The sequence below is a fragment of the Oryzobacter telluris genome (assembly GCF_043099285.1).
GTDB lineage: Bacteria > Actinomycetota > Actinomycetes > Actinomycetales > Dermatophilaceae > Oryzobacter > Oryzobacter telluris.
Genome location: NZ_CP170723.1, coordinates 1,711,007 through 1,736,215, shown reverse-complemented (window position 1 = coordinate 1,736,215; position 25,209 = coordinate 1,711,007). Strand labels below are relative to the sequence as shown.

25 protein-coding genes are annotated in these 25,209 nt (G+C 73.5%); 7 read left to right on the top strand and 18 right to left on the bottom strand.

From position 1 onward, the window contains the following. Window positions 1–295 precede the first annotated feature (295 nt). Both ACFLFB_RS07870 and dapA read right to left on the bottom strand, forming a co-directional pair. Entirely contained in the window at window positions 296–1,981 is a 1,686-nt protein-coding gene (locus tag ACFLFB_RS07870) for a ribonuclease J (RefSeq protein ID WP_392545158.1), read from the bottom strand. After that, window positions 1,978–2,865, bottom strand: coding sequence for a 4-hydroxy-tetrahydrodipicolinate synthase (dapA, locus tag ACFLFB_RS07865; protein ID WP_392545157.1), 888 nt, complete (start codon window positions 2,863–2,865; stop codon window positions 1,978–1,980). Before dapA ends, ACFLFB_RS07870 begins: the two co-directional genes overlap by 4 nt. Before the next feature lie 76 nt (window positions 2,866–2,941). Here dapA and ACFLFB_RS07860 point away from each other — a divergent pair, with 76 nt between their 5' ends. Both ACFLFB_RS07860 and ACFLFB_RS07855 read left to right on the top strand, forming a co-directional pair. Then, window positions 2,942–3,751 carry a thymidylate synthase gene (locus ACFLFB_RS07860; protein ID WP_392545156.1) on the top strand — a complete coding sequence of 270 codons (810 nt, stop codon included), beginning with the start codon at window positions 2,942–2,944 and terminating at the stop codon, window positions 3,749–3,751. Window positions 3,752–3,765: 14 nt separating this feature from the next. After that, window positions 3,766–4,233, top strand: a complete 468-nt coding sequence (locus ACFLFB_RS07855; RefSeq protein WP_392545155.1) for a dihydrofolate reductase — start codon at window positions 3,766–3,768, stop codon at window positions 4,231–4,233. A gap of 11 nt (window positions 4,234–4,244) precedes the next feature. Here the strand turns inward: ACFLFB_RS07855 and ACFLFB_RS07850 are convergent, their stop codons facing one another. Continuing rightward, window positions 4,245–4,664, bottom strand: coding sequence for an SAM-dependent methyltransferase (locus ACFLFB_RS07850; protein ID WP_392545154.1), 420 nt, complete (start codon window positions 4,662–4,664; stop codon window positions 4,245–4,247). Between the two features lie 120 nt (window positions 4,665–4,784). After that, complete coding sequence (locus tag ACFLFB_RS07845; RefSeq protein ID WP_392545153.1) at window positions 4,785–5,210, bottom strand: OsmC family protein; 426 nt, start codon at window positions 5,208–5,210, stop codon at window positions 4,785–4,787. Between the two features lie 134 nt (window positions 5,211–5,344). On the opposite strand from ACFLFB_RS07845, the gene ACFLFB_RS07840 reads away from it, so the two are divergent. Genes ACFLFB_RS07840 through ACFLFB_RS07825 form a run of 4 tightly spaced genes read left to right on the top strand, consistent with a single transcriptional unit; the run spans window position 5,345 to window position 7,792 of the window. Beyond that, window positions 5,345–6,076 carry an enoyl-CoA hydratase-related protein gene (locus ACFLFB_RS07840; RefSeq protein WP_392545152.1) on the top strand — a complete coding sequence of 244 codons (732 nt, stop codon included), beginning with the start codon at window positions 5,345–5,347 and terminating at the stop codon, window positions 6,074–6,076. Then, window positions 6,076–6,735 carry a GNAT family N-acetyltransferase gene (locus tag ACFLFB_RS07835; protein WP_392545151.1) on the top strand — a complete coding sequence of 220 codons (660 nt, stop codon included), beginning with the start codon at window positions 6,076–6,078 and terminating at the stop codon, window positions 6,733–6,735. The genes ACFLFB_RS07840 and ACFLFB_RS07835 overlap by 1 nt, the downstream gene beginning before the upstream one ends. After that, on the top strand, window positions 6,732–7,481 hold the full coding sequence (locus tag ACFLFB_RS07830; RefSeq protein WP_392545150.1) for an AzlC family ABC transporter permease: 750 nt from the start codon (window positions 6,732–6,734) through the stop codon (window positions 7,479–7,481). The genes ACFLFB_RS07835 and ACFLFB_RS07830 overlap by 4 nt, the downstream gene beginning before the upstream one ends. Continuing rightward, window positions 7,478–7,792 carry an AzlD domain-containing protein gene (locus ACFLFB_RS07825; RefSeq protein WP_392545149.1) on the top strand — a complete coding sequence of 105 codons (315 nt, stop codon included), beginning with the start codon at window positions 7,478–7,480 and terminating at the stop codon, window positions 7,790–7,792. The genes ACFLFB_RS07830 and ACFLFB_RS07825 overlap by 4 nt, the downstream gene beginning before the upstream one ends. Here ACFLFB_RS07825 and ACFLFB_RS07820 read toward each other — a convergent pair. The 13 genes from ACFLFB_RS07820 to ACFLFB_RS07760 all read right to left on the bottom strand — a co-directional run bounded on the left by ACFLFB_RS07820 (window position 7,789) and on the right by ACFLFB_RS07760 (window position 22,245). Continuing rightward, window positions 7,789–8,499: a sirohydrochlorin chelatase gene (locus ACFLFB_RS07820; RefSeq protein ID WP_392545148.1), complete on the bottom strand. Its 711-nt coding sequence runs from the start codon at window positions 8,497–8,499 to the stop codon at window positions 7,789–7,791. The genes ACFLFB_RS07825 and ACFLFB_RS07820 overlap by 4 nt on opposite strands. Then, window positions 8,496–9,638: a uroporphyrinogen-III synthase gene (locus tag ACFLFB_RS07815; RefSeq protein ID WP_392545147.1), complete on the bottom strand. Its 1,143-nt coding sequence runs from the start codon at window positions 9,636–9,638 to the stop codon at window positions 8,496–8,498. The genes ACFLFB_RS07820 and ACFLFB_RS07815 overlap by 4 nt, the downstream gene beginning before the upstream one ends. Next, window positions 9,631–10,863: a uroporphyrinogen-III C-methyltransferase gene (cobA, locus tag ACFLFB_RS07810; RefSeq protein ID WP_392545146.1), complete on the bottom strand. Its 1,233-nt coding sequence runs from the start codon at window positions 10,861–10,863 to the stop codon at window positions 9,631–9,633. Before cobA ends, ACFLFB_RS07815 begins: the two co-directional genes overlap by 8 nt. Window positions 10,864–10,870: 7 nt before the next feature. After that, window positions 10,871–11,245, bottom strand: a complete 375-nt coding sequence (gene nirD, locus ACFLFB_RS07805) for a nitrite reductase small subunit NirD (RefSeq protein ID WP_392545145.1) — start codon at window positions 11,243–11,245, stop codon at window positions 10,871–10,873. Further along, window positions 11,242–13,830: a nitrite reductase large subunit NirB gene (gene nirB, locus ACFLFB_RS07800; RefSeq protein WP_392545144.1), complete on the bottom strand. Its 2,589-nt coding sequence runs from the start codon at window positions 13,828–13,830 to the stop codon at window positions 11,242–11,244. The genes nirD and nirB overlap by 4 nt, the downstream gene beginning before the upstream one ends. Beyond that, window positions 13,827–15,317, bottom strand: a complete 1,491-nt coding sequence (locus tag ACFLFB_RS07795; protein ID WP_392545143.1) for an FAD-dependent oxidoreductase — start codon at window positions 15,315–15,317, stop codon at window positions 13,827–13,829. The genes nirB and ACFLFB_RS07795 overlap by 4 nt, the downstream gene beginning before the upstream one ends. After that, window positions 15,314–17,467 carry a molybdopterin oxidoreductase family protein gene (locus tag ACFLFB_RS07790; protein WP_392545142.1) on the bottom strand — a complete coding sequence of 718 codons (2,154 nt, stop codon included), beginning with the start codon at window positions 17,465–17,467 and terminating at the stop codon, window positions 15,314–15,316. The genes ACFLFB_RS07795 and ACFLFB_RS07790 overlap by 4 nt, the downstream gene beginning before the upstream one ends. 5 nt (window positions 17,468–17,472) lie before the next feature. After that, window positions 17,473–18,912: an MFS transporter gene (locus tag ACFLFB_RS07785; RefSeq protein ID WP_392545141.1), complete on the bottom strand. Its 1,440-nt coding sequence runs from the start codon at window positions 18,910–18,912 to the stop codon at window positions 17,473–17,475. Window positions 18,913–19,157: 245 nt separating this feature from the next. Next, a complete protein-coding gene (gene dapB / locus ACFLFB_RS07780; RefSeq protein ID WP_392545140.1) occupies window positions 19,158–19,904 on the bottom strand; it encodes a 4-hydroxy-tetrahydrodipicolinate reductase in 747 nt (248 codons plus the stop codon). A gap of 52 nt (window positions 19,905–19,956) precedes the next feature. Further along, window positions 19,957–20,373 carry a hypothetical protein gene (locus ACFLFB_RS07775; RefSeq protein ID WP_392545139.1) on the bottom strand — a complete coding sequence of 139 codons (417 nt, stop codon included), beginning with the start codon at window positions 20,371–20,373 and terminating at the stop codon, window positions 19,957–19,959. Between the two features lie 13 nt (window positions 20,374–20,386). Continuing rightward, window positions 20,387–21,103, bottom strand: coding sequence for a hypothetical protein (locus tag ACFLFB_RS07770; protein WP_392545138.1), 717 nt, complete (start codon window positions 21,101–21,103; stop codon window positions 20,387–20,389). Window positions 21,104–21,181: 78 nt separating this feature from the next. Beyond that, complete coding sequence (locus ACFLFB_RS07765) at window positions 21,182–21,499, bottom strand: hypothetical protein (protein WP_392545137.1); 318 nt, start codon at window positions 21,497–21,499, stop codon at window positions 21,182–21,184. Between the two features lie 8 nt (window positions 21,500–21,507). Further along, complete coding sequence (locus tag ACFLFB_RS07760) at window positions 21,508–22,245, bottom strand: hypothetical protein (protein ID WP_392545136.1); 738 nt, start codon at window positions 22,243–22,245, stop codon at window positions 21,508–21,510. 187 nt (window positions 22,246–22,432) lie between these two features. Here ACFLFB_RS07760 and ACFLFB_RS07755 point away from each other — a divergent pair, with 187 nt between their 5' ends. Continuing rightward, window positions 22,433–22,567 carry a hypothetical protein gene (locus tag ACFLFB_RS07755; RefSeq protein WP_392545135.1) on the top strand — a complete coding sequence of 45 codons (135 nt, stop codon included), beginning with the start codon at window positions 22,433–22,435 and terminating at the stop codon, window positions 22,565–22,567. A gap of 151 nt (window positions 22,568–22,718) precedes the next feature. On the opposite strand, the gene ACFLFB_RS07750 is transcribed toward ACFLFB_RS07755, so the two are convergent. After that, entirely contained in the window at window positions 22,719–25,154 is a 2,436-nt protein-coding gene (locus ACFLFB_RS07750; protein ID WP_392545134.1) for a polyribonucleotide nucleotidyltransferase, read from the bottom strand. Between the last annotated feature and the right edge of the window lie 55 nt (window positions 25,155–25,209).

The window sequence follows — 25,209 nt, the reverse complement described above, 5'->3', positions numbered from 1 at the left end:
GCGACGTCAGCACCCCTGCTCGGAGCTCACGTCGAGGCCTGAACTTTGACCTCCGCTGACGAGAACTTTACGAACTCCATACCTTCGTGTCAGCCCTTTACCATCATTTGGCCGGATGGTGCCACCTGTGGAGCCTCATGAGTCACAACCGTGATCAACGGACTCGCAGGTCACACCAGTCACAGACAGATTCGGACACCCCCGGACCAATGGTCAAGGAATGGCAAAGATTGGCCATGCAGACACCCCCCGCTCGATTTGCGAGCGGTCCGAGGTGGTGCTAGCGCACCGCGGATCAGGCCTCGACGACCATCGGGATGATCATCGGACGGCGCCGGATCTTGCGCCCGACCCATCCCCCGACCGAGCGCCGGATGACCTGCTGGAGCTGGTAGGTGTCGGTGATGCCGCCGGCGGTGGCCTCGTCGAGGGCCTTGACCAGCTGCGGCATGACGTCGTCGAAGACGACCTCGTCCTCGACGAACCCGCGCGCGGTGATCTCCGGCCCGGCGATGACCTTGCCCGTCATCGAGTCGACGACGACGATGACCGAGATGAAGCCCTCGTCGCGCAGGATGCGGCGGTCCTTGAGCAGGGCCTCGTCGGCCTCGCCCACCGACGAGCCGTCGACGTAGACGTAGCCGCACGGCACCGCGCCGGTGATCCGGGCCCGGCCGTCGACGAGGTCGACGACCACGCCGTCCTCGGCGACGACGACGTTCTCGCGCGGCACGCCGGTGGCGACGGCCAGGTCGGCATTGGCCACGAGGTGGCGCCACTCACCGTGCACCGGCATGACGTTGCGCGGCTTGACGATGTTGTAGCAGTAGAGGAGCTCGCCGGCGCTGGCGTGGCCGGACACGTGCACCTTGGCGTTGCCCTTGTGCACGACGGTGGCGCCCAGGCGCATCAGGCCGTTGATGACGCGGTAGACCGCGTTCTCGTTGCCCGGGATGAGCGAGGACGCCATGAGGACGGTGTCGCCCTCGCCGACGTCGATGCGGTGGTCGCGGTTGGCCATGCGCGACAGGGCCGCCATCGGTTCGCCCTGTGACCCGGTGCAGATGAGGACGACCTGGTCGTCGCGCAGGTTGTCGAGCTTCTTGACGTCGACGAGCACGCCCGGCGGGACGTGCAGGTAGCCGAGGTCGGCGGCGATGCCCATGTTGCGGACCATCGAGCGCCCGACCATCGCGACCTTGCGGCCGGCCTTCTCGGCGGCGTCGAGGACCTGCTGGACCCGGTGCACGTGCGAGGAGAAGCAGGCGACGATGATGCGGCGCTCGGCGTGGCGGAACACCTTGTCGATCGCCGGCGAGATCTCCCGCTCGGGCGTGGTGAAGCCGGGGACCTCGGCGTTGGTGGAGTCGGTGAGGAAGAGGTCGACCCCCTCCTCACCCAGCCGCGCGAAGGCCCGCAGGTCGGTGAGCCGGTTGTCCAGCGGGAGCTGGTCCATCTTGAAGTCGCCGGTGTGCAGCAGCGTGCCGCCGGAGGTCCGCACGGCCACGGCCAGCGCGTCGGGGATGGAGTGGTTGACCGCGACGAACTCGCAGTCGAAGTGGCCCAGGCGCTCGCGGTCGCCCTCCTTCACGCCGAGCGTGTAGGGGGTGATGCGGTGCTCCTTGAGCTTGGCCTCGATGAGCGCGAGGGTCAGCGTGGAGCCGACGAGGGGGATGTCCTTGCGCAGGCGCAGGAGGTAGGGCACCGCGCCGATGTGGTCCTCGTGCCCGTGCGTGAGCACGATCGCCTGGATGTCGTCGAGCCGGTCCTTGATGTACTCGAAGTCCGGGAGGATCAGGTCGATGCCGGGGTGGTGGTCGTCCGGGAAGAGGACGCCACAGTCGATGACGAGCAGCTGGCCGCGGTGCTCGATGACCGTCATGTTCCGGCCGACCTCGCCGAGACCGCCGAGGGCGACGACGCGGACGCCACCGTCCTTCAGGGGGCCGGGCAGCTCGAGCTCGGGGTGCGGGTGGCTCATCGGGTGGGCAGCGTCGAGAGGGCGGAGCGCAGGGCGGCGAGGTGCTCCGGCGGACTCTCCACGAGTGGCAGCCGTACCGCGGCCGACTCGATGACGCCGAGCTCGACGAGCGCGGCCTTGGCCATGATGGCGCCCTGCGAGGGCGTCATGATCGCGTCGACGACGGGCAGTAGCGCCTCGTTGATGCGGCGGGCCTCGGTGAGGTCGCCGCGGTCGACCGCCTCGACCATCGCCCGGTAGTGGGCGCCGGCGACGTGGCCGACGACGGAGACGGTGCCGACGGCGCCGATCGCGAGCAGCGGCAGGGTCAGGGCGTCCTCACCGCTGAACCAGAGCAGGTCGGTGGCGGCGATGGCCTTGGTGGAGGCGGCCAAGTCGCCCTTGGCGTCCTTGACCGCGACGATGCGCGGGTGCTCGGCGAGCGCGACGAGGGTGTCGTGCTGGAACGGGATGCCCGTGCGGCCGGGGATGTCGTAGAGCATCACGGGCAGCTCGGTGGCGTCGGCGACCGCGTGGCAGTGCGCGACGAGCCCGGCCTGGGTGGGCTTGTTGTAGTACGGCGAGACGAGGAGGAGTGCGTCGGCGCCGACCTCGGCCGCGCGGCGCGCCATGTGCACGGCGTGGCGCGTGTCGTTGGAGCCGACCCCGGCGACCACGACGGCGCGGTCGCCGGCGCGCTGCTTGACGCGCTGCACCGTCGCGATGCTCTCGTCGTCGGTGAGCGTGCTCGCCTCGCCGGTGGTGCCGTTGACGACGAGGCCGTCGTGGCCGGTCTCGAGCAGGTGGTCGACGAGCGCGTCGGTGCCCTTCTCGTCGACCTCGCCGTCGGGTGACATGGGGGTCACCATCGCGGTGAGGACACGGCCGAACGGGGAGGAGGACATGCCGACAGCCTACCGAGCCGGGACCGGGGCCCCGTGCCTGCCGCTGTGCGTGGGAGCCCGGGCCTACGCTGGACCCGTGCGCCAGTACCTCGACCTCCTCGACCACGTGATGACGAGCGGCGTCGACAAGGCCGACCGCACCGGCACCGGGACGCGCAGCGTGTTCGGGTACCAGATGCGCTTCGACCTCGCCGAGGGGTTCCCCGTCGTCACGACCAAGAAGCTGCACCTGCGCTCGATCATCGGCGAGCTGCTGTGGTTCCTGCGCGGCGACACCAACGTGCGCTGGCTGCAGGAGCGGGGCATCTCCATCTGGGACGAGTGGGCCGACGACCTCGGTGACCTCGGGCCGGTCTACGGGCACCAGTGGCGCTCGTGGCCCACCCCCGACGGCCGGCAGGTCGACCAGGTCGCGAAGGTCATCGAGGCGATCCGCACCAACCCCGACTCGCGGCGGCACATCGTCTCGGCCTGGAACGTCGCCGACGTCGACGACATGGCCCTGCCGCCGTGCCACGCCCTCTTCCAGTTCTACGTGCGGCCGGCCGCCGACGGCGGCCCCGCCTTCCTCGACTGCCAGCTCTACCAGCGCAGCGCCGACATCTTCCTCGGCGTCCCGTTCAACATCGCCTCCTACGCCCTGCTGACGATGATGGTCGCGCAGCTCACCGAGCTGCGGCCGGGCCACTTCGTGCACACCCTCGGCGACGCGCACCTGTACTCCAACCACCTCGAGCAGGCGCAGCTGCAGCTCACCCGCACGCCGCATCCCCTGCCGACGATGCGGATCACGCCGCGCGAGTCGATCGACGCCTACGACCTCGAGGACTTCGAGCTCGTCGGGTACGAGGCGCACCCCGCCATCAAGGCCCCGATCGCGGTCTGACGCAGGACGATCCCGTGACCACCATCTCGCTCATCGCCGCGGTCGCCCGCAACGGCGTCATCGGCCTGGACGGCGGCATGCCGTGGCACCTGCCCGAGGAGCTCGCGCACTTCAAGGCGACGACGATGGGCCACACGCTCGTCATGGGGCGCCGGACCTTCGACTCCATCGGGCGCGCCCTGCCGGGGCGTCGGACCGTGGTGGTGACGCGCGACGCGTCGTGGCACCACCCCGGGGTCGAGACGGCCCACTCGTTCCCTGAGGCGATCGCGCTCTCCGGGCCGGCCGACGAGGTGTTCGTCGCGGGTGGCGCGCAGGTCTACGCCGAGGCGCTGCCGTTCGCGCACCGGCTCGTGCTCACCGAGGTCGACGCCGAGCCCGAGGGCGACACCTGGTTCCCGCGGTGGGACCGCTCGCAGTGGCACGAGACCTCGCGCGAGGCGCACGACGGCTGGTCGCGCGTCGTCTACGACCGCGGCTGAGGCGTCGCGGCTCAGGTGATGTCGCGCGGCTCGCCGTCGACCCAGAGCACGGCGTCGGGCTGCGCCACGTCGCGCAGCCGCTCCATCAGGCGCCGACCGGTTCCCGGGTGGCGGCCGTCGAGGGCGCCGACCCGGTTGGCGACGACGACGTCGTAGCGCCGCTCGTCGGGCTCGAGCCGCAGGTCCTCGGCGGCGACGCACCGGGTGGAGAGCAGACCGGCCGCGACCTGCTCGGCGCAGGCCGCTTCCGTCAGGGCGATGCCCCGCTCCGACCGGTCGACGACGAGCACGTGCCCACCCGGGGCCACCGCGGCCGCGAGCTCTCGGGCCAGGGCGCCGGGCGCTCCCCCGAGCTCGAGCACCCGCAGCCCGGGGCGCAGGGGGATGCCGTCGAGCACGGCCTTCAGGCGAGGGGACAGCGAAGCGGCCACGTCGTCATCCGACCACGAGGCACCGACAGCCGGCCGCCCCCACCAACGCCACGTGGGTGAGAAGGATCGCCATGGCGACTCTTCTCACCCACGTCCGGTGCAGCTGTGGCTGAGGGGGGCTCAGCCGTCGAACTGGACCTCGAGGGAGATCGGCACCGAGAGGGCCTGGCTCACGGGGCAGTTCGCCTTGGCGCCCTCGGCCGCCTCCTGGAACTGCTCGGCAGTGAGGCCGGGCACCGCGCCGACGACCTTGAGCACGATGCCGGTGATGCCGGTGCCGGGCTGGAAGGTGACGTCGGCGGTGGTGTCGATCGTCGTGGGGGGCGTGCCGGCCTGCGCGAGGCCGTGCGAGAGCGCCATCGAGAAGCACGTGGAGTGCGCAGCGGCGATGAGCTCCTCGGGGCTGGTCACGCCGCCCGGCGCCTCGGCGCGCGCGGGCCAGTTGACGTCGAAGGTGCCGACGCCCGAGGACTCGAGCGAGACCTGGCCGGACCCCTCCATGAGGGAGCCCTCCCAGTGGGCGGACGCGGTGCGGGTGGTGGCCATCCAACTTCTCCTTCGCGAACGGGAACGTCGTCGGTTCGACCCTACCCACGAAGCAGCGCCACGGCGGACGCAGCCCGCGGGGCAGACACGGGCGGACGGGCGCGACCCGGCGGCCGCTCGGTAGGGTCCACAGGGTGCCGATCCACTCCCACCTCGCCGACCGCGTCGCGACGATCACGATCGACCGCACCCACCGGCGCAACGCCCTCGACCTCGAGACCCTCGACGACCTGCACCGCGCGGTCGTGAGGGCCCTCGACGACGGCGCCCGCGCCCTCGTCCTCACCGGCGCCGACGGGCACTTCTGCTCCGGGGCCGACCTCGTCGAGCTCGAGGACGTCTCGTTCACCGCACGCCTGGCCGAGGTCCTCGAGCACCTCGCGGCGGTGCCGGTGGTCACGGTCGCCGCCGTCGACGGGTCGTGCATGGGCCTGGGGATGCAGCTGTCCGTCGCCTGCGACGTGCGCGTCGTCGCCGACGGCGCCCGCTTCGCCGTGCCCGTCGCCCGGCTCGGCCTCATGGTCGACCACTGGACGATCGACCGCGTCACCCGCGTCTGGGGCGAGGGCGCGGCCCGGCTCATGGTCCTCACCGGCACCGTCCTCACCGCCGACGACGCGTGGCGCCTCGGTGCCGCCCAGGTGCGCGGCGACCTCGCCGACGCGCAGGCACTGGCCACCCGGGCCGCCGCGCTGGCGCCGCTGAGCCAGGCCGGCTCCAAGGTCGGCTTCGACGCCCGCCACGACGACCTCGCCGAGATCGCCCGCTACGAGGCCGCGTTCGCGCGCGCCTGGGGCAGCGACGACCTCACCGAGGGCCGTCGCGCGTTCACCGAGCGCCGCGACCCGATCTTCCAGGGCCACTGATGTCGACCCACGACCACGACCACTCCGGCCACGACCCCTCCGGCCACGACCACGCGGGGCACGACCACGGGCACCCGCACGAGCCGGCCGGCGGTCCCCTCGCCGACGCCAGCGTCCGCCGCGCCCGCCCGAACGACGCCCCCGCCGTCGGGATGGTGCAGGCCACGGTCTTCCGCGAGGCCTACGCCGGGCGCGTCCCCGACGAGGTCGTCGCCCTGTTCGAGCCCGACGCGTTCGCCCGCACGTGGCGCGAGAGCCTCACCGCCCCTCCGGGCGGCATCCACCGGCTGATGGTGGCGTGCGCCGGTGACCAGGTCGTCGGCCTGGCCGCGGTCGGCCCGTCCCAGGACCCCGACGCCGAGCCCGCGTGGGGCGAGGTCACCGTCCTCGGCGTCCACCCGGACGCCCGTCGCCAGGGCCACGGGTCGCGCCTGCTCAACGCCACCGTCGACATCCTGCGCGAGGCCGGGGCCGACGCCGTGGCCCTGTGGGTGCTCGCCGACGACGAGCCCGGCCGGGCGTTCCTCACCGCCTCCGGGTTCGCCCCCGACGGCGCCTACCGCGACCGCGTCGTCTCCCCCGACGGCGACACCCTGCGCGAGGTCCGCCTGCGGGCGCACCTCGGCGAGGGCGACGCCCCCACCGACACCGGCCCATGACCACCGACGCCGTGCTGTCGGACGACCGCCGCGGCGAGGTCGTGCGCCAGGCGTGGTCCGTCGGGGTCGCCACCGGCGCGTACGGCATCTCGTTCGGCGCCCTCGCCGTGGCCGCCGGCCTCGACGTCTGGCAGGCGCAGGTCCTCTCGCTCGTGATGTTCACCGGCGGCTCGCAGTTCGCGTTCGTCGGCATCGTCGGCGCCGGCGGGCTCGCCGCCGCACCGGCCGCGGTGGCCACCGCGGCGATGCTCGGCATCCGCAACGGGCTCTACGGGCTGCAGACGGCCCGCTTCCTCCAGGTCACCGGGCTGCGCCGCCTCGGTGCCGCACAGCTGACGATCGACGAGTCGACCGCGGTCGGCATCGCCCAGAAGGAACCCGCCGCGCAGCGACTCGGGTTCTGGCAGACGGGGATCGCGGTCTTCACCCTGTGGAACCTCTCGACCCTCGTCGGCTCGGTCCTCGGCAACGCGCTCGGCGACCCCCGCCGGCTCGGCCTGGATGCCGCGGCGGCGGCCGCCTTCATCGCCCTGCTCTGGCCACGCCTGAAGAGCCGCGACGCCACGGCCACGGCGGTCCTCGCCGCGTTCGTCGCGCTGCTCACCTCGCCGTACCTGCCCGCCGGCATCCCCGTCATCCTCGCGACGGTGGCGGCGCTCGTCGTCGGGCTGCGCCACGCGGGTCGCCACGAGGGCCCGCTCGAGGGTCGCGACGGCACCCTGCCCGGATCGGACCCCACGCCATGACGATGTGGCTGGCCGTCCTGGTCGCCTGCGCCGCGTGCCTCGTCCTCAAGGTGGCGGGCTACCTCGTCCCGGCGAACCTGCTTGCGGGAGAGCGCACCTCGCGCATCACGACCTTGCTCCCCGTGGCCCTGCTGGCCGCGCTGGTCGTCGTCCAGGCGGTCGGCGGCGAGGGCGGGGCGATCGTCCTCGACGCGCGCATCGTCGCCGTCGCGGTGGCGGTGGTCCTGCTCGTGCTGCGGGCGAACTTCCTCGTCGTCGTGCTCGCTGCGGCGGCGGTGGCCGCCCTCCTGCGCCTCGCCGGCTGGGGCTAGCCCGCGGCCGAGACGGCGGCGCGGTAGCGGTCGATGACGATCTCGGCGACGCGCGGATCCGGCAGCACCGGGCCGGTGACGACGTCGGCGCCGCTGGTCTCCAGGCGGCCCTGGAAGAAGCCGGGCGCCAGGAGGTATGACGCCACGGTGACCGGGGCTCCCCCACCGGCTTCCTGCGCCTCGCGGACCGCATCGGCGACGGCGGGCTGCGGTCCGGCCGCGTAGGCGAGCAGGACCGGCGCACCCCACCGTCGGGCCACCCGCCCCGCGACCTCGGCGCTGTCGGCCTGGGCCCGCTCGTCGCTCGACCCGGCGGGCGCGAGGACGACGACACCCCCCGCGGGCGCACCCGAGACAAGCAACCGGTCGAGGACGACGTCGACGAGCCGGTCGTCCGGGCCCAGCGCCGGGGTGGCCACGACGTCGGTCCGGGCGGCGACGGCCTGCGCGATGTCGACGTGCACGTGGAACCCGCCGGCCAGCAGCAGCGGCACGACCACCCCGGACAGCGGCTCCCCCGACGGCAGCCCGGCCACGACGTCGGCCACGAACGGGCTGTGGACGTCGACGAACGCCTCGTGCACGGCCACCTCCGGGAGCAGCGCGGCGACCTCGTCGACGACGGCGCGCACCGCGGCCCGACCGGCCGGGTCCCGCGTCCCGTGGGCGCAGACGACGAGCGCGGGCGGTTGGGAGTGTGGGCTCACGACGGGTCGGCCAGGGCCAGGGCGTAGCCGCGCTTGACGACGGTGCGCACGAGGTCCTTCGAGCCGCACGCCTCGCGCACCCGGGCGATGGCGGTGTCCACGGCGTGGCCGTCGACCGACCCGCCGGGCAGCAGCAGCTGGAGGCGCTCGCGCGGCACCACACCACCGCGCGCGGCCGCCAGCTCGGCGAGCACGGCCACGCCGGCCGGACCCAGCGGCAGGGGGCGCCCGTCGAGCACCGCGACCCGGGCCCGCACCGCGAGACCCCCGGCCACGGTCTCGAGGACCGGCTGCTCGGCGTAGTGGGTGACGAGCTCGCGCACCAGCGCCCCGAGCCGCCAGCGGCCGGGGACGAGGGGCGACAGCCCGGCCTCGATGAGCGGAGCGGCCGTGATCGGCCCGACGGTGGCCAGCACGAGCCGACCGCCGAGGTTGCGGCGGCGGATGGCGCGCAGGTCACCACCCTCGGCGGCCCCGAGCCAGGCGACGACCCCGGGCGCCGAGGTGAACACCACGGCGTCGACGAGCCCGTCGGCGGTGCGCTGCACCGAGTCGCGCAGCACCTCCGGGTCGCTCGGACCCCAGCTGTAGACGACGACCGACGTGATCGAGGCACCCGCCTCGGCGAAGGCCTCGTCGAGCCCGTCGGCGCCGCTGCCGTGGTGCTGCACGGCGATCCGCAGCCCGGCCACACCCTCGGCGAGGAGGAACTGCTGGATCTCCGCGGCGGTCTCCGACTGCGCGACCCAGTCGGCGGTCAGCCCGGCGGCCTCGATGGCGCCGCGCGCCTTGGGTCCGCGGGCGATGAGCCGGGCGTCGGCGAAGACGGCGAGGAGGTCCTCGGCGAGCCCCGCGGCGTCCGCCGCCTCCACCCACCCACGGAACCCGATGCCCGTCGTGGCGACCACCACGTCCGGCGGGTTCTCCAGGACCTCCCGCGTGCGGTCGACCAGGCTGAGGTCGTCGAGGTGCGGCACGACCTCCAGCGCGGGTGCGTGCTCGATGATGGCGCCGCGCCGTTCCAGCGCGGCCGCGAGCTCCTTGAACCGGCGGTCGGCCGTGACGGCGATCGTGCAGCCCGCGAGCACCGGCCCGCCCGGGGCCACCGCCCGCGCCCCCATGGCCACCGCCTCACTCATCCGAGCCCCCGGAGGTCGTCGCGCACACCGGGTCGTCGAGGAAGCCCTCGGCCGCCACGGCCCCGATGACGATGATGGCCGGCGGCTTCACGCCCTCGCGCTGCGCCACTCCCCCGGCGGTGCCGACGGTCGCGCGGGTGACGCGCTCGCGGGTCGTCGAGCCGTGCTCGACCATCGCCACGGGGAGGTCGGCGTCGACCCCGGCCCCGACGGCGGCGGCGCAGATGTCGGGCAGCGCGGAGACCGCCATGAGCAGGACGACGGTGGCGCCGGCCGTGAGCGCGGCGAGGGTCGCGGCATCGGCCCCGACGTGCCCGGAGCTGACGTGCACCGAGGTCGACACGCCGCGCTGGGTCACCGGGATGCCCGCCAGCGCCGGCACCGAGAACGCCGAGGTGATGCCCGGCACGACCGACACCTCGACCCCGGCGCGACGGCAGGCGTGGACCTCCTCGCCCCCTCGGCCGAACACGTACGGGTCGCCGCCCTTGAAGCGGACGACGGTGAGGCCCTTGAGGGCGCGGTCGACGAGGATCGCGTTGATCTCGTCCTGCGGCACGGGGTGGTTGGTCGGGCTCTTGCCGACGTTGACGACCTCGACGTCGGCGGGCAGCCGCTCCAGCAGCGGGGTCGCGCCGAGCCGGTCGGTGACGACGACGTCGGCGGTGGCCAGGGCCTCGAGCCCGGCGAGCGGCACCAGCCCCGGGTCCCCCGGGCCGCTGCCGACCAGCACCACGCGCCCTCGCCGCACCCGGCGACGCCGCAGGTCGACCTCCCCGGACGCCACGTGCACGGCCAGCGCGTCGCGCACCGCAGCGGCCCGCCGCGGGTCGGCGTCACCCACCGACACCACGCCGAGGGTGAGGTCGCCGTGGGTGCTGGCGGCCGCCATCCGGGCCGAGCCGTCACGGCGGTCGGAGGCGTTGACGCACCAGGTGCGTCGCGCCGCCGCCCAGCCCGCGACCTGCGCGTTCACCGCGGGGTCGGCCGTCGCGGCCACGACGAACCACGCGTCGTCGAGGTCGGCCTCCACCACCGCGCGCTCCACGAGCTCGGCGTCGCCGTGGCTCGCGAGCCGGCGCGCGTCATCGGACGGGGTCGGGTCGACGAGGACGACCAGGGCGCCGTCCTGGAGGAGGCGGCGGGTCCGGCGCATGCCGATGACCCCGGCGCCGACGACGAGCACTCGGCGACCGCTGAGGTCCAGGCCGACGAGGGTCGTCACGTGGACGTCACGCCGTCGACAGGTCGATGGTCACCCGTCCATCGTCGACCGTCACGGCGTAGGTCGCCAAGTCGGGTCCAAACCCGGGGCGGGGCGACTTGTCGAGCGTGTCGAGGCACCGGCCGTCCTCGAGCGAGAACACCTGCTTGTGCACGGGCGAGGCGATGGTCGGCACCTCCCCCCGCGAGCCGGTGATGCCGCGCGACATCACCGCCGCCCCGGAGAAGGGGCAGACGTTGTCGACGGCGAACACCCGCCCGTCGGCGAGGAGGAACACCGCGACCTGGCGGCCGTCGACGAGGGCGGCCACCCCCAGCTCGGGGGTGAGGTCGAGGACCGCGCACAGGTCGAGGCGGGTCGTGCGGTCGGCGACGGCGGTCATGAGCGGACCTCCAGGGTGGTGGGGGCGATGAGGACGGGACCGGGAGAGGCGAGCCCGGCCGCACGCTCGGCCTCGGTCGCCGGGCGGCGCTGGCCGCGCTCCGTGACGTAGGAGAGCGTGGGGTCGGCCGTGTCGGGGGCGTTGACGAACGAGGCGAACTGGCGCAGCCGCACGGGGTCGCGCAGCACGGCGGCCCACTCGTCCTCGTAGGAGTCCACGTGGCGCGCCATCTGCTCGTCGAGGTCGGCGGCGATGCCGAGGACGTCGTCGACGACGATCGCGCGGATGCGGTCCAGGCCGCCCTCGTGGTCCTGCTGCCAGGGGGCCGTGCGCTGCAGCCGGTCGGCGGTGCGGACGTAGTACATGAGGTAGCGGTCGACGAGCCGGATGGCGGTGTCGTCGTCGACGTCCTCGACGAGCAGCTCGGCGTGGCGCGGGGTGAAGCCGCCGTTGCCGCCGACGTAGACGTTCCAGCCCTTGTCGGTGGCGATGAGGCCGACGTCCTTGCCGCGCGCCTCGGCGCACTCGCGGGCACACCCGGAGACGCCGAGCTTGAGCTTGTGGGGGCTGCGCAGGCCGCGGTAGCGCAGCTCGAGGAGGACGGCCATCCCCACCGAGTCCTGCACGCCGAACCGGCACCACGACGACCCGACGCACGACTTCACCGTGCGCAGCGACTTGCCGTAGGCGTGGCCGGACTCCATGCCGCCGTCGACGAGCCGCTGCCAGATGGCCGGCAGCTGCTCGAGCCGGGCGCCGAAGAGGTCGATCCGCTGGCCTCCGGTGATCTTCGTGTAGAGGCCGTAGTCCTGGGCGATCTCGCCGATGAGGATGAGCTGCTCGGGCAGGATCTCACCGCCGGGCACGCGCGGGACGACCGAGTAGGTGCCGTCCTTCTGGAGGTTGGCCATGACGCGGTCGTTGGTGTCCTGCAGGGCGGCCCGGTCGTCGGCGAGGACGTGCTCGTCGTAGAGGCTGGCGAGGACCGACGCGATGACCGGCTTGCAGATGTCGCAGCCGCGGCCCGTGCCGAAGCGCTCGATGATGTCGCTGAAGGTCCGTAGCCCGGTCACCTGGACCGCGGTGTACAGCTCGGCCCGCGACATCGCCACGTGCTCGCACATCGCGGTCGAGACGGCGAGGCCGGCCTTGGCCATCTCGGCGCCCATGAGCTTCTTGACGAGCGGGATGCACGAGCCGCAGGACGTGCCGGCGCGGGTGCAGGCCTTGACGGACCCGACGTCGTGGCACCCCTGCTCGGTCACCGCGCAGCGGACGGCCCCCGCGGTGACGTTGTTGCACGAGCAGACCGCGGCCGCGTCCGGCAGCTCGACCTGGGGACGCTCGGCACCGGCGTTCTCGGGGAGCAGCCACAGGCCCGGGTCGCTGCCGAGCTCGGCGCCGACCATCGGGCGCAGGCTGGCGTAGGCCGAGGCGTCGCCGACGAGGATGCCGCCGAGCAGCGTGCGCGCGTCGTCGGTGACGACGAGCTTCTTGTAGACGCCCGAGACCGGGTCGGAGTGGACCAGCTCGAGGGCGCCGGGGGTGGTGGCGAAGGCGTCACCGAAGGAGGCGACGTCGACGCCGAGGAGCTTGAGCTTGGTCGACAGGTCGGCGCCGGGGAAGGTGGCGTCGCCGCCGAGGATCCGGTCGACCGCCACCTCGGCCATCGTGTAGCCGGGGGCGACGAGGCCGAGGCAGCGACCCTCGATGCAGGCCACCTCGCCGACCGCGTACACGCGCGGGTCGTCGGTGCGGCAGCCCTCGTCGACGACGACGCCGCCGCGCGGGCCGGTGGCCAGGCCGGCGGGGGCGGCGAGCTCGTCGCGCGGCCGCACCCCGGTGGCGAAGACGACGACGTCGGCCGGCAGGTCGGCCTCGTCACCGGCGACGCGCAGCCCGGCGACCCGGCCGTCGGCGCCGAGCGACACAGACTCGGACCCGGCGCCCACGCGGACGTCGACGCCCATCCCCTCGATGATGCGGCGCAGCGCGTGCCCGCCCCCCTCGTCGACCTGGAGGGCCATGAGGCGCGGGGCGAACTCCACGACGGTGGTGTGGGCGTCGAGCCCGACGAGCGCGCCCGCGGCCTCGAGACCGAGCAGGCCACCACCGACGACGACCCCGCGGACCGGGCGACCGAGCGCGACCGCGCGACCGCGCACCCAGTCCTGGAGGGCCACCACGTCGTCGATGGTGCGGTAGACGAACACCCCGGTGGCGTCGGCGCCCGGCACCGGCGGCACCCAGGCGTAGGAGCCCGTGGCGAGGACGAGGTGGTCGTAGGCGAGGGTCGAGCCGTCGGCGACGGTCACGGTGCGGGCGTCGCGGTCCACGGCGGTGGCGCCGGCGCCCAGGCGCAGGTCGACCCGCTCGTCCTCCCACATCCCGGCGTCGCCGAGGAGGAGGTCCTCGGGCGTCGAGCCGGAGAAGAAGGCGCTCAGGCCCACCCGGTCGTAGGGCGCCCGGGACTCCTCGGCAACGACGGTGACCCGGTGGGCGCCCTCGGTGTCCCGGGCGCGCAGGGCCTCCACGAAGCGGTGGGCGACCATGCCCCCACCGATGACGACGACGTGCTCGGTCATGACGCGCTCCTGACGAGGGTCTGGTCCTGCTGGTCGGTCGGGGTCGTGCTGTCCTGCGGGGTGGCGGCCACGAGGGCCTCGACGACGCCGCGGCAGTCGCCGCAGCCGGTGCTCGCGCGGGTGGCGGTGGCCACCTGCGTCGCCGTGGTGCACCCGCCGCGCACGGCGTCGCGGATCCGGCCGGCCGTCACGCTGTTGCACGTGCAGACGCGGTCGGCGTCCTCGAGCTCCTCGGGGCGCCGGGCGGCAGCGCTGGCCCCGCCACCGGCGAGGGCCCGCACCATGAGGAGCGCGGGGTCGTCGGGCACTGGGAGCGCGCGGGTGTAGAGGGCCGAGAGGGTGGCGGCGACCTCGGCGTCGCCGATGCAGGTGGCGCCGACGAGGTGCCCGCCGGAGACGACGACCTCCACGTACCGCCCGCGCTCGGGGTCCTTGAGGGAGAGCACCCGGTAGCGGGGGTCGTCGCGGTCGAAGTCGCCGCAGACGCCCATGCTCACCATCGACATCCCGGACGCCTTGACCCGCACGACGTCGTGGGTGGCGGGGCCGGCGCCCGTGGTGGCGGCACCGGGGGCGAGCGTCGCGACGAGCGCCGCGGCCTGTTGCCAACCCTGGGCGACGAGTCCCGTTGCCCCGGAGGCCGGTTGGGCACAGTCACCGATGGCGTGCACGTGCGGGTCGTCGGGGCTGGCGAGGTCGTCGGTGACGACGACGCCCCGGTCGACGGTGAGGCCGCAGCGGCGCGCGAGCATCGTCTCGGCGACGGTGCCGCAGCACATGACGAACAGGTCGGCCGCGGCCTCGACGCCGTCGGCGAAGCGGATGGATTCGAGCCGGCCGCGCCGGGTGTTGACCCCGACCACCGACGCGCCGACGTGGGTGGTGATGCCGAGCCGCTCGAGGCTGCTGATGGCGACCTGTGACGCCTCCCAGCCGAGCTGGCGCTCCATCAGGCGGTCGGCGAGGTGGACGATGCGGACGCTCAGGCCACGCTTGGCCAGCCCGGTCGCGACCTCCACGCCGAGCACGCCGGCACCGAGGACGACCGCCCGTCGCGCCTGGCCCGCGGCCTCGACGATGCCGGTCGCGTCGGCCATGTCCTTGAGGACGAACACGCCCCCGACGAGCCCCTCGTCGTAGGCGACGCCCTGGATGCCGGGCACCCGCGCCGCCGAGCCGGTGGCGAGGACGAGCTCGTCGTAGCGGTGCTCGTCCCCCCGGTCGTCGACGACGACCTTGCGGTCGCGGTCGATCGAGGCGGCGCCGACGCCGGTGAGGACCTTCACCCGCGGGTGCCACGGGCCGGCGAGCCCGAGCACCTCGGGACTCTTCGACCCGGCGACGACGCTGGAGAGCAGGACGCGGTTGTACGCCTCGACGGGCTCCTTGCCGAGCACCGTGACGCGCACCCGCTGCTCGGCCTCGACGAGCAGCTCGGTGAAGCGGGCACCGACCATCCCGTGGCCGATGACGACGACGTGCCTCATGCGGGCACCTCCTGGAGGGAGAGGTCGGGGGTGAGTGCGGCGGCGGGCTGCGCACGCTCGACCCGCACGGCGCAGACCTTGAACTCGGGCATGCCGGAGACGGGGTCGGTCGCGTCGTTGGTGAGGAGGTTGGCGCTCAGCTCGCCGGCCCAGTGGAAGGGCAGGAACACGGTGTCAGGGCGGATGCCGTCGGTGACGCTGGCATCGGCGACCATGCTTCCTCGGGCCGAGGTGACCCGCACCGGGTCGCCCTGTGCCACACCGAGATCGGCGGCGAGGAGCGGGTGCAGCTCGACGACCGGTGCGGGGACCGCCTCGACGAGCTCGGCGACGCGGCGGGTCTGCGCCCCCGACTGGTAGTGGTGCAGCACCCGCCCGGTGACGAGGTGCACGGGGCGCTCGGCGCTGACGTCGTCGGCCGGGCCGCGGTGGTCGACGGCGACCGCGTGGGCCCGGCCGTCGGCCGTGGGGAACCCGTCGAGGAAGAGGCGCGGCGTGCCCTCGGGGGCGGCGGCGGAGCACGGCCAGAACAGGGCCTCCCCCGCGTCGAGCCGGTCGTAGGTGATGGCCGAGTAGTCGGCACGCCCCCCGGCGGAGGCGCGGGCGAGCTCGTCGAAGACCTCGCGGGCGTCGACGGGAAAACCGCCGACCACGCCGAAGCGGCGGGCCAGCTCGGCCCACACCCACAGCTCGGTGCGGACCTCGCCGGGCGCGTCCACGGCCCGCCGGCGGCGGATGACGCGGCCCTCGAGCGTGGTCATCGTGCCCTCCTCCTCGGCCCACTGGGTCACGGGCAGGACGACGTCGGCCATCAGGGCGGTCTCGGAGGGGACGACGTCGGCGACGACGAGGAGGTCGAGGCGGGCCAGGGCCGTACGGACCTCGGAGACGTTGGGGGCCGAGACGGCCGGGTTGGCGCCGTGCACGAGCAGGGCGCGCGGGCCCCCGTCGGTGCCGAGGCGGCGGAGCAGCTCGACCGCGGGGACGCCGGGGCCGGGCAGGGAGTCGGGGTCGACGCCCCAGACGGCGGCGACGTGGGCGCGCGCGGCGGGGTCGGCGATCATCCGGTAGCCGGGCAGCTGGTCGGACTTCAGGCCGTGCTCGCGCCCGCCCTGGCCGTTGCCCTGCCCGGTGAGCGGCCCGTAGCCCGAGCCGACCCGGCCGACGAGCCCGAGGGCCAGCGCGAGGTTGATCGCGGCCGAGACGCCGTCGGTGCCCTGGGTGGACTGCTCCATCCCGCGGCCGGTGAGCACGTACGCGCCCCGGCCGCCGTGGACGGGGGCGGCGGCGGCGAGCAGCCGGGCGACGCGGCGGAGGGTGTCGGCGGGGATGCCGCAGACGGCCTCGGCCCGCTCGGGCCACCAGCGCGAGACCGAGGCCCGCACGGCGTCCCAGCCGGTCGTCATCGAGGCGAGGTAGGCGTCGTCCGTCAGGCCCTCGTCGACGAGGACGTGGGTGAGGGCGAGCAGGACGACGAGGTCGGTGCCGGGCACCGGCGCGAGGTGCACGCCGGCGCCGTCGTCGGTGAGCTTCGCGGTGGCGGAACGACGCGGGTCGACGAGGACGAGCCCGCCGCGCGAGCGCGCCCCGGCGAGGTGCTGGACGAGCGGGGGCATCGTGGCCGCGGGGTTGGAGCCGACGACGAGGACGGCGTCCGCTCCCCCGAGGTCGCCCAGCGGGAAGGCGAGCCCGCGGTCGACGCCGAGGGTGCGGTTGGCGCCCGCCGCGGCCGACGACATGCAGAACCGGCCGTTGTAGTCGATGAAGGGGGTGCGCAGGACGACGCGAGCGAACTTGCCCAGGGCGTAGGCCTTCTCGTTGGTCAGGCCCCCGCCGCCGAAGACGGCGACGGACTCGCGGCCGTGCTCCTCCTGGAGCGCGGCGAGCCGGGCGTGGACGAGGTCGAGCGCCTCGTCCCACGTGGCCGGCTCGAGCGGCGAGCCCCGACCGCCGCGACGCACGAGCGGCGTCGTCAGGCGGTCGGGGGCGCGCAGCACCTCGGCCGAGCTCCACCCCTTCTGGCACATCCCGCCCCGGTTCGTGGGGAAGTCGCGCGCGTCGACGCGCACCGGCAGCGGGGCGTCCGCGACCGGGTGGAGCGTCTGGGCGCACTGGAGCGCGCAGTAGGGGCAGTGCGTCGGCGTGGACACGTCGGTCAGACCTTCGCCATCGTCGCGCCGCGGCGCAGGTAGACGGCCCAGGTGAGGACGGCCAGGAGGACGAAGACGCCGATGTAGACCTGCAGGGCCGGGACGATCGAGCCGTACTCCTCCTTGGCGAACTTGTAGACGAACGGGATGACGAACCCGCCGAAGGCGCCAACGGCCGAGATGATGCCGACCGCGCCGGCCGCACGCCGCTTGAACTCCAGCGTCGAGTCACCGCCGCCGTCGCCGTCACGGGCGCCGAGGCGGGTGAAGATCGCCGGGATCATCCGGTAGGTCGAGCCGTTCCCGACGCCGGTGGCCACGAACAGGACCATGAAGCTGGCGAAGAACAGCGGCAGGCTCTTGGCCTGCACGCCGAGCACGGCGACGACACCGGCGACGGCCATGACGAGGAACGCGCCGACCGTGACGACCGAGCCGCCCAGCCGGTCGGACAGCCGACCGCCGAGGGGACGGGAGACGGAGCCGACGAGGGCGCCGAGGAAGCCGTAGCCGAGGGCGATGTCGGGGCGCTCGAAGACGACCTTGAGCAAGGTCGGGAACGCCGCCGAGTAGCCGATGAACGACCCGAAGGTGCCGATGTAGAGCAGGGCCATGAGCCAGGTGTGCAGGTGGCGGGTCGCGCGGGCGGTGGGGCCGGGGTCGGCCTTGGCGTCGCGCAGGTTGTCCATGAACTTGTACGCCAGGACCGCCGAGGTGATGGCGAGCGGCACGTAGAGCAGTCCGGCGTTGGCCAGCCCGGCGGCGACGCCGCCGAGGCCGATGACCAGCGGGACCGCCTTCTGCGCGACCGCGACGCCGATGTTGCCGCCGGCGGCGTTGAGGCCGAGCGCCCAGCCCTTCTCCTTCTCCGGGTAGAAGAAGGAGATATTGGCCATCGACGACGCGAAGTTGCCGCCGCCGAAGCCCGCCGTGCCGGCGACGAGGAGCAGCACCCAGAACGGGAGCCCGGGGTGCTGGACGACCCAGAACAGGCCGAGGGTGGGGACGAGGAGGAGCAAGGCCGAGACGACGGTCCAGTTGCGACCGCCGAAGATCGGCACGGCGAAGGTGTAGGGGATGCGCAGGACGGCACCGACGCCCGAGGCGACGGCGAGGACGGTGAGCGCCTGGCCGGCGGTGAGCGCCCAGCCGTTGGCGCCGGTGGCGACGAGGGCGCCGGTGGCGTCGAAGGTGCCGGACATCGCCACGACGACGATCGACCAGAGCATCCAGACGGAGAAGCCGATGTGCTCGGCGAGGATGGAGAACACGAGGTTGCGGCGGGCGATGGCGCGACCGCGGCTGGCCCAGAAGCCCTCGTCCTGCGGGTCCCAGTGCTCGATCCAGCGACCGGGGCCGACGACCCCGGGCTCGAGGGTGGGGGCCGCGGGGGCGGTGGCGGGGGGCGCCGTGGAGGCCGCGGCGGGGGTGACGGTGGTGGACATGACGACCCTTCCCGGAAGCGGAGCGGGCTCGGGACGACACCGAGGTCAGGGACACGGTGGTGACGTCCCGACCCCGGTGTCGGACGTTCCCGACGCTAGGGATCCGCTGTTTCCGGGGGCTGCGGGGCGTGTGAACCGTCCGAAACATCGCGCGCACCCCGGCGTGCTCGGGGTGCGTGAGGTGCGCGAAACACCCGCGTTACACGCGGGCGAACCCGCTGGTCAGCGTCCTGCGGCGCAGGGCGTCAGGCGAGGCCGAGGTAGTGCTCGAGGCCCACGGTGAGGCCGGGGTGCGACGCGACCTCGCGCACCGCCGTGACGACGCCGGGCATGAACGAGACCCGGTCGAAGGAGTCGTGGCGGATGGTGAGCAGCTCGCCCTCGCCTCCGAGGAGGACCTCCTGGTGGGCGACGAGCCCGCGCAGCCGCACCGAGTGCACCGGCACGCCGCTGACCCGGGCGCCGCGGGCGCCGTCGGGGTCGTGCGTGGTGGCATCGGGCACCGGACCCAGGCCCGCGTCATCACGGGCAGCGCCGATGAGCTCGGCGGTGCGGGCGCCGGTGCCCGAGGGCGCGTCGACCTTGTCGGGGTGGTGCAGCTCGATGACCTCGACCGACTCGTAGAAGCGGGCGGCCTTCTCGGCGAACGCCATCATCAGCACGGCGCCGATGGCGAAGTTGGGGGCGATGAGGACGCCCACCTCGGGCTGTTCGGCGAGCTGTCCGCGCAGGACGTCGAGCCGGTCGTCGGACCACCCGGTGGTCCCCACGACGACGTGCACGCCCCGGGAGACGCAGTGGGCGACGTTGGCGGGTGAGGCGTCGGGGACGGAGAACTCGACGACGACGTCGGCGCCGGCGAGGTCGCCCAGGTCGTCACCGGCGTCGAAGCGCCCGGCGAGCTCGAGGCCGTCGGCGGCCTCGACCGCGCGGCAGACGGTGGCCCCCATCCGCCCGTCCGCCCCGATGACCGACACCCTGATCGCACTCATGGGCCGAGCCTAGTCAGGGACTGCGGTCCGGGTCGGGCGCGGTCCGGTGCGGTCAGGTCGGGTGCGGACCCTTGATGGTGATCGCCGCGAGGACGACCGCCGGCATCACGACGACGACGAGGCCCAGGGCCGACAGGGCCCAGGCCAGCTCCCCCGTGCCGATGGTGACCGCGGCGACGGTGACGACCCACGCCAGCAGCGCGCCCGCGACCACCGAGGAGGCCAGCGAGCGCGGCCCGCGGGCCACCGGGTCCTCCGCCAGCGCCCGGTTGGCCACGAGGACGACGACGCAGCCCAGCCCCGACACGACTCCCAGCACGCAGGCCGCGACGAGCACCGCCCGCGCCCCCTCCGGCGCCGACACCGCGAACGCCCCGGCCCCGACGCCGAGCACGCCCGAGAGCACCGCCCCTCCAGCGGCCGCCCTGGCTCGCACCCGGGCGACGTCGCGCGCCGTCGTCACGTCCATGGACCGAAGGCTCTCACCCGAAGGTGGGCCACGCCGCCTCCGGGTAGCCCGAGAGCTTGCTGCGCACCCCCTGCAGGTCGCTCTTGGCGAGCAGGCAGAGGGTGGTGAGGACGCCCGTCGTGGTGATGAGGCAGCCGATGAAGGCCGCCCAGCCGGTGAGGACGGTCGGGGGCACCGCCGGGAGCCCGAACACCGAGATCGCCTCGCCCGTGGCCGCCGTGAGGCAGATGAACAGGATGCCGATGCCGACGATGATCCCCAGCCACCAGGTGATGATGCCGGCGCCCACCTTGGTCAGCGCCGAGGCGATCGTCTCGGCGAACTGCTCCGAGACCCCCTTGATGGCGCTCTCCTGCTGGCCGAGCCGGTCGTTGTAGCGACCGGCCGCCGTCCCCTTCCAGGTCTGGTCGACGTCGAGCTGGCCCTTCGTCGCCAGCCCGGCCCGCTCGGACACCGGCTGCCCGACGTCGGAGCGCCAGTCCCCCGCCGAGCCGAAGCACAGCCACGGGGCGCCGAAGACGTTCCAGTGCTCGCCCATCCAGTCCACGGCCTGCTGCCACTTCGGCACGACCTTGCTGTTCCAGAAGTCGACGGCCTTCTCGGCGATCCACCCGGCGAAGCGGGCGATCTTGTCGAGGGTGTTGTTGAACGCCTCGAGCAGGCGCTCGGCCTTGGCGACCAGCTCCTCCCACTTCTGGCGCAGCTTCTCCAGGATCTCCTCGGGGCTCATCTCGTGCTCCTCGCTCGTGTCACGTCGGTCGTCAGGGTCGTGGGGGTCGGGTCGTCGTGGGTGGTGCCGCGTGGGCGGTCACTCGACGGGCGACCACTCGGCGCCGATCCGGCGCAGGGCGGCGTCGTCATCGGCCTCGTACTGCCGCTTCACGTCGCGCAGGGTGGCGGCCATCGTGTCGGTGGCGGTGGCGCCGCCGTCGAGGATGCCCGCGACGAAGTCCTGCAGGTCGGCGTAGGCGCTGTTGAAGCCGGTGGCGTCGGCGATGACGGAGGTCGAGATCGTCGTCACCGTGATGGAGCGCGCCTCGCCGGCCGCGTCGTCGAGGACGTCGCTCGTGCGGTCCCAGATCTTCGCGTCGTGCTCGAGCGCCTCGAGCTGCACCTCGTAGCCCATGTCGTCTCCTACAGGTCCAGGCCGAGTCGACGGCCGATGCGGGTGGGGTCGCCCAGGCGGGTGAGGGTGGCGGTGTTGCGGTCGGCGTCGGCCCTCGTGCGGGCGAAGGTCGACAGGGCCTCGCCCTGCGCCTGCTCGATCGTGGCCAGGACGGTGCGTCCGATGTTCGCGGGGTGGGTGCGGGTGGCCCACGCCTCGCGCAGGGTGAGGCCGAGCAGCCCGCCGGCCGCGGAGAGCTCGACGTTCACGTCGCCGTTCGGGCTGGAGGCGCGGTGGACGCGCTCGACGCCGGCCGTGACGTCCTCGATGGCGGCGTCGAGCTGGGCCTCGAGCTCGGTCCAGACCTCGAGGAGCTCGCGCAGGACGTCGTCCTGGTCGAGGGTCGTCGCGCTGGGGAGGCCGCCGACGTGCTCGGCCACGGCGGTCGGGAACGGGCGGTTGGCGGGCTCGGGCAGCTCGAAGGCCCCCTCGACCTTCTCGTTCCAGTCCTCGAGGCGGCCGGCCCCGGCCGAGACGTAGGCCTGGGCGATGGCCGGGCCCAGCTCGGCGGGGGTGAGCAGGTCCTGCCACCGGTGGTCGACGGTGATGGCGCCGACCCGGCCGTCCGGCGCGACGCGGACCCGCACGGCCTTCCTCGCGTCGGTGCCCTCGACCTCGCTCGTCGACGGCTCGACCGTCTCCAGGCGCTGCAGGGCGCGGTCGATGTCCTCGCGTGCCTCGTGCAGGCGCTCGGTGTCCTGGTCCATGGCGGCTCCTCCCCGTTGCCGCCAGTCTCACCGCGTCGGAGCGCGGGCGGAATGGGGAGCACTCCCCGCCGACGCCTGTCGCCACCCCTCCGGCGCGCCGGGTTGTTCACCTTCTGTTCACCTTCTGGTCGCCGGTCGGTTACCCTAGAGGTGAACAGACGATGAACGACCCCGAAGGGAGGACGCGATGAAGAAGGCCACGACCTCGACGACCCGCACCGGTCTGTCGATGCGCTGGGTCCCGGTCACCACCGACGGGCGCGTTCGCATGGAGATGCGCTGGACCGCTCCTCCGGCGATCCGCCCCCGCTCGGTCGCCTGAGCGACCCCCACCGCCGAGAGGCCCGCACCCCACCGGGGTGCGGGCCTTCGTCGTCGGTGGCAGAGGCGATGACCCCTTGGACGCGCCGAGGGCGCGGCACCCACGTGGGGTGCCGCGCCCTCGGTCGGACTGCGGTGCTGCGGTCGCCGGATCAGGCGTCGGCGGGTGCGCCCTCGGAGTCGCTGCGCTCACCCTCGGACCGCTCGCCACGGCTTCGGCCGCCACGACGGCGGTTGCGGGGGCGCCGCTCGCCGCGCTCGCCGTCCTCCGAGCGCTCGTCGCGCTCGTCGGAGTCGGAGTCGGAGCCCGACTCGTCGTCGAGGTCGGCAGCCGGAGCGGCCGGGGCCGAGTCGGCCGCGGGGGCCTGCTCGTCGCCGGTCTCGCCCTCGGCCATCACGGCCGCGAGCGACAGCTTGCCGCGCGGGTCGATCTCCTTGAGCTCGACCTGGACCTTCTGGCCCACGGCCAGGACGTCCTCGACGGCCTCGATGCGCTTGCCACCGACGAGCTTGCGGACCTCCGAGATGTGCAGGAGGCCGTCCTTGCCCGGCAGGAGCGAGATGAACGCGCCGAAGGTCGTCGTCTTGACGACGGTGCCCAGGAAGCGCTCGCCGATCTCCGGCATCTGCGGGTTCGCGATGGCGTTGATCATGGCGCGCGCGGCCTCGGCCGACGGGCCGTCGGTGGCGCCGATGTACACGGTGCCGTCGTCCTCGATCGAGATCTGCGCGCCGGTCTCGTCCTGGATCGTGTTGATCATCTTGCCCTTCGGGCCGATGACCTCGCCGATCTTGTCGACCGGGACCGTGACGCTGATGACGCGAGGAGCGAAGGGGCTCATCTCGTCGGGCGCGTCGATGGCCTCGTTCATGACGTCGAGGATGTGCAGGCGCGCGTCGCGGGCCTGGGTCAGCGCGCCGGCCAGCACGTCGGCGGGGATGCCGTCGAGCTTGGTGTCGAGCTGGATGGCCGTGACGAACTCCCTGGTGCCGGCGACCTTGAAGTCCATGTCGCCGAACGCGTCCTCGGCACCGAGGATGTCGGTGAGGGCGGCGTACTGCGTCACGCCGTCGACCTCCGCGGAGACCAGGCCCATCGCGATGCCCGCGACCGGCGCGCGCAGCGGCACACCGGCGTTGAGCAGGGCGAGGGTGGACGCGCAGACCGAGCCCATCGAGGTCGAGCCGTTGGAGCCGAGGGCCTCGGACACCTGGCGGATCGCGTAGGGGAACTCCTCGCGGGTCGGCAGGACCGGCATGAGGGCACGCTCGGCGAGCGCACCGTGGCCGATCTCGCGACGCTTCGGCGAACCGACACGACCGGTCTCACCGGTCGAGTAGGGCGGGAAGTTGTAGTTGTGCATGTAGCGCTTGCGCGTCACCGGCGACAGCGTGTCGAGCTGCTGCTCCATGCGGAGCATGTTCAGCGTCGTGACGCCCATGATCTGGGTCTCGCCACGCTCGAAGATCGCCGAGCCGTGCACGCGCGGGAGCACCTCGACCTCGGCGCTCAGGGCGCGGATGTCGGCGAGGCCACGGCCGTCGATGCGGACCTTGTCCTTGAGGATGCGCTCGCGGATGTACTTCTTCTGCACCGAGCGGAAGGCGGCCGAGACCTCCTTCTCGCGACCGGCGAACTCACCGGTCGTGCCCTCACCGTCGCCCACGAGGGCGAGGTGCGCGGCCGACTTGAGCTCGTCGAGGCGGTCCTCGCGCTCCTGCTTGCCGGCGATCTGCAGGGCGGCAGCGGTGTCGGCGCCGACCTTGGCCTCGACGGCGTTGTACACGTCGTCGGAGTAGTCGAGGAAGAGCGGGAACTCCTGGACCGGCTTGGCGGCGGTCGCCGCGAGCTGGGCCTGGGCCTCGCACAGGGCCTTGATGAAGACCTTCGAGGCCTCGAGGCCCTGGGCCACGATCTCCTCGGTGGGGGCGGTCTTGCCCTCGGTCTTGACCAGGTCCCACGTGTTCTCGGTGGACTCGGCCTCGACCATCATGATCGCGACGTCGTCACCGGCGACGCGGCCGGCGACGACCATGTCGAAGGTCGAGCGCTCGATGTCCGAGAAGTTCGGGAACGCGACCCACTGGTCGTCGATGAGGCTGACGCGGACGCCACCGATCGGGCCGCTGAAGGGCAGGCCGGAGATCTGGGTCGAGGCGCTGGCCGCGTTGATGGCGAGCACGTCGTACTGGTGGTCGGGGTTGAGCGCCAGGACCGTGATGACGACCTGGACCTCGTTGCGCAGACCCTTGGTGAAGGTCGGGCGCAGCGGGCGGTCGATGAGACGGCAGGTGAGGATCGCGTCCGTGGACGGGCGGCCCTCGCGACGGAAGAACGAGCCGGGGATCTTGCCCGCGGCGTACATCCGCTCCTCGACGTCGACGGTCAGGGGGAAGAAGTCGAATCCCTCGCGCGGGTGCTTCCCGGCGGTGGTGGTGGAGAGGAGCATCGTGTCCTCGTCCAGGTAGGCCGCGACGGAGCCGCCGGCCTGCTTCGCGAGCCGGCCGGTCTCGAACCGGACGGTGCGGGTGCCGAACTTGCCGTTGTCGATGACGGCTTCGGCGACAGTGATCTCAGGACCCTCCATGGGTCCTCCTTTTCTCTTGTGTGAAGCTCGCGTGCATCGTCGTTGTGCACGGGCT

Excerpts from the sequence above, each read along its gene's own strand:
- ACFLFB_RS07870 (WP_392545158.1), bottom strand. The coding sequence starts at position 1,981 with ATGAGCCACCCGCACCCCGAGCTCGAGCTGCCCGGCCCCCTGAAGGAC.
- ACFLFB_RS07845 (WP_392545153.1), bottom strand. The coding sequence starts at position 5,210 with ATGGCCACCACCCGCACCGCGTCCGCCCACTGGGAGGGCTCCCTCATG.
- ACFLFB_RS07765 (WP_392545137.1), bottom strand. The coding sequence starts at position 21,499 with ATGGGCTACGAGGTGCAGCTCGAGGCGCTCGAGCACGACGCGAAGATC.
- ACFLFB_RS07750 (WP_392545134.1), bottom strand. The coding sequence starts at position 25,154 with ATGGAGGGTCCTGAGATCACTGTCGCCGAAGCCGTCATCGACAACGGC.
- dapA (WP_392545157.1), bottom strand. The coding sequence starts at position 2,865 with ATGTCCTCCTCCCCGTTCGGCCGTGTCCTCACCGCGATGGTGACCCCC.
- nirD (WP_392545145.1), bottom strand. The coding sequence starts at position 11,245 with ATGACCGCCGTCGCCGACCGCACGACCCGCCTCGACCTGTGCGCGGTC.
- dapB (WP_392545140.1), bottom strand. The coding sequence starts at position 19,904 with ATGAGTGCGATCAGGGTGTCGGTCATCGGGGCGGACGGGCGGATGGGG.
- ACFLFB_RS07785 (WP_392545141.1), bottom strand. The coding sequence starts at position 18,912 with ATGTCCACCACCGTCACCCCCGCCGCGGCCTCCACGGCGCCCCCCGCC.
- ACFLFB_RS07815 (WP_392545147.1), bottom strand. The coding sequence starts at position 9,638 with ATGAGTGAGGCGGTGGCCATGGGGGCGCGGGCGGTGGCCCCGGGCGGG.
- ACFLFB_RS07835 (WP_392545151.1), top strand. The coding sequence starts at position 6,076 with ATGTCGACCCACGACCACGACCACTCCGGCCACGACCCCTCCGGCCAC.
- nirB (WP_392545144.1), bottom strand. The coding sequence starts at position 13,830 with ATGACCGAGCACGTCGTCGTCATCGGTGGGGGCATGGTCGCCCACCGC.
- ACFLFB_RS07770 (WP_392545138.1), bottom strand. The coding sequence starts at position 21,103 with ATGAGCCCCGAGGAGATCCTGGAGAAGCTGCGCCAGAAGTGGGAGGAG.
- ACFLFB_RS07775 (WP_392545139.1), bottom strand. The coding sequence starts at position 20,373 with ATGGACGTGACGACGGCGCGCGACGTCGCCCGGGTGCGAGCCAGGGCG.
- ACFLFB_RS07830 (WP_392545150.1), top strand. The coding sequence starts at position 6,732 with ATGACCACCGACGCCGTGCTGTCGGACGACCGCCGCGGCGAGGTCGTG.
- ACFLFB_RS07825 (WP_392545149.1), top strand. The coding sequence starts at position 7,478 with ATGACGATGTGGCTGGCCGTCCTGGTCGCCTGCGCCGCGTGCCTCGTC.
- ACFLFB_RS07755 (WP_392545135.1), top strand. The coding sequence starts at position 22,433 with ATGAAGAAGGCCACGACCTCGACGACCCGCACCGGTCTGTCGATGCGC.
- ACFLFB_RS07760 (WP_392545136.1), bottom strand. The coding sequence starts at position 22,245 with ATGGACCAGGACACCGAGCGCCTGCACGAGGCACGCGAGGACATCGAC.
- ACFLFB_RS07795 (WP_392545143.1), bottom strand. The coding sequence starts at position 15,317 with ATGAGGCACGTCGTCGTCATCGGCCACGGGATGGTCGGTGCCCGCTTC.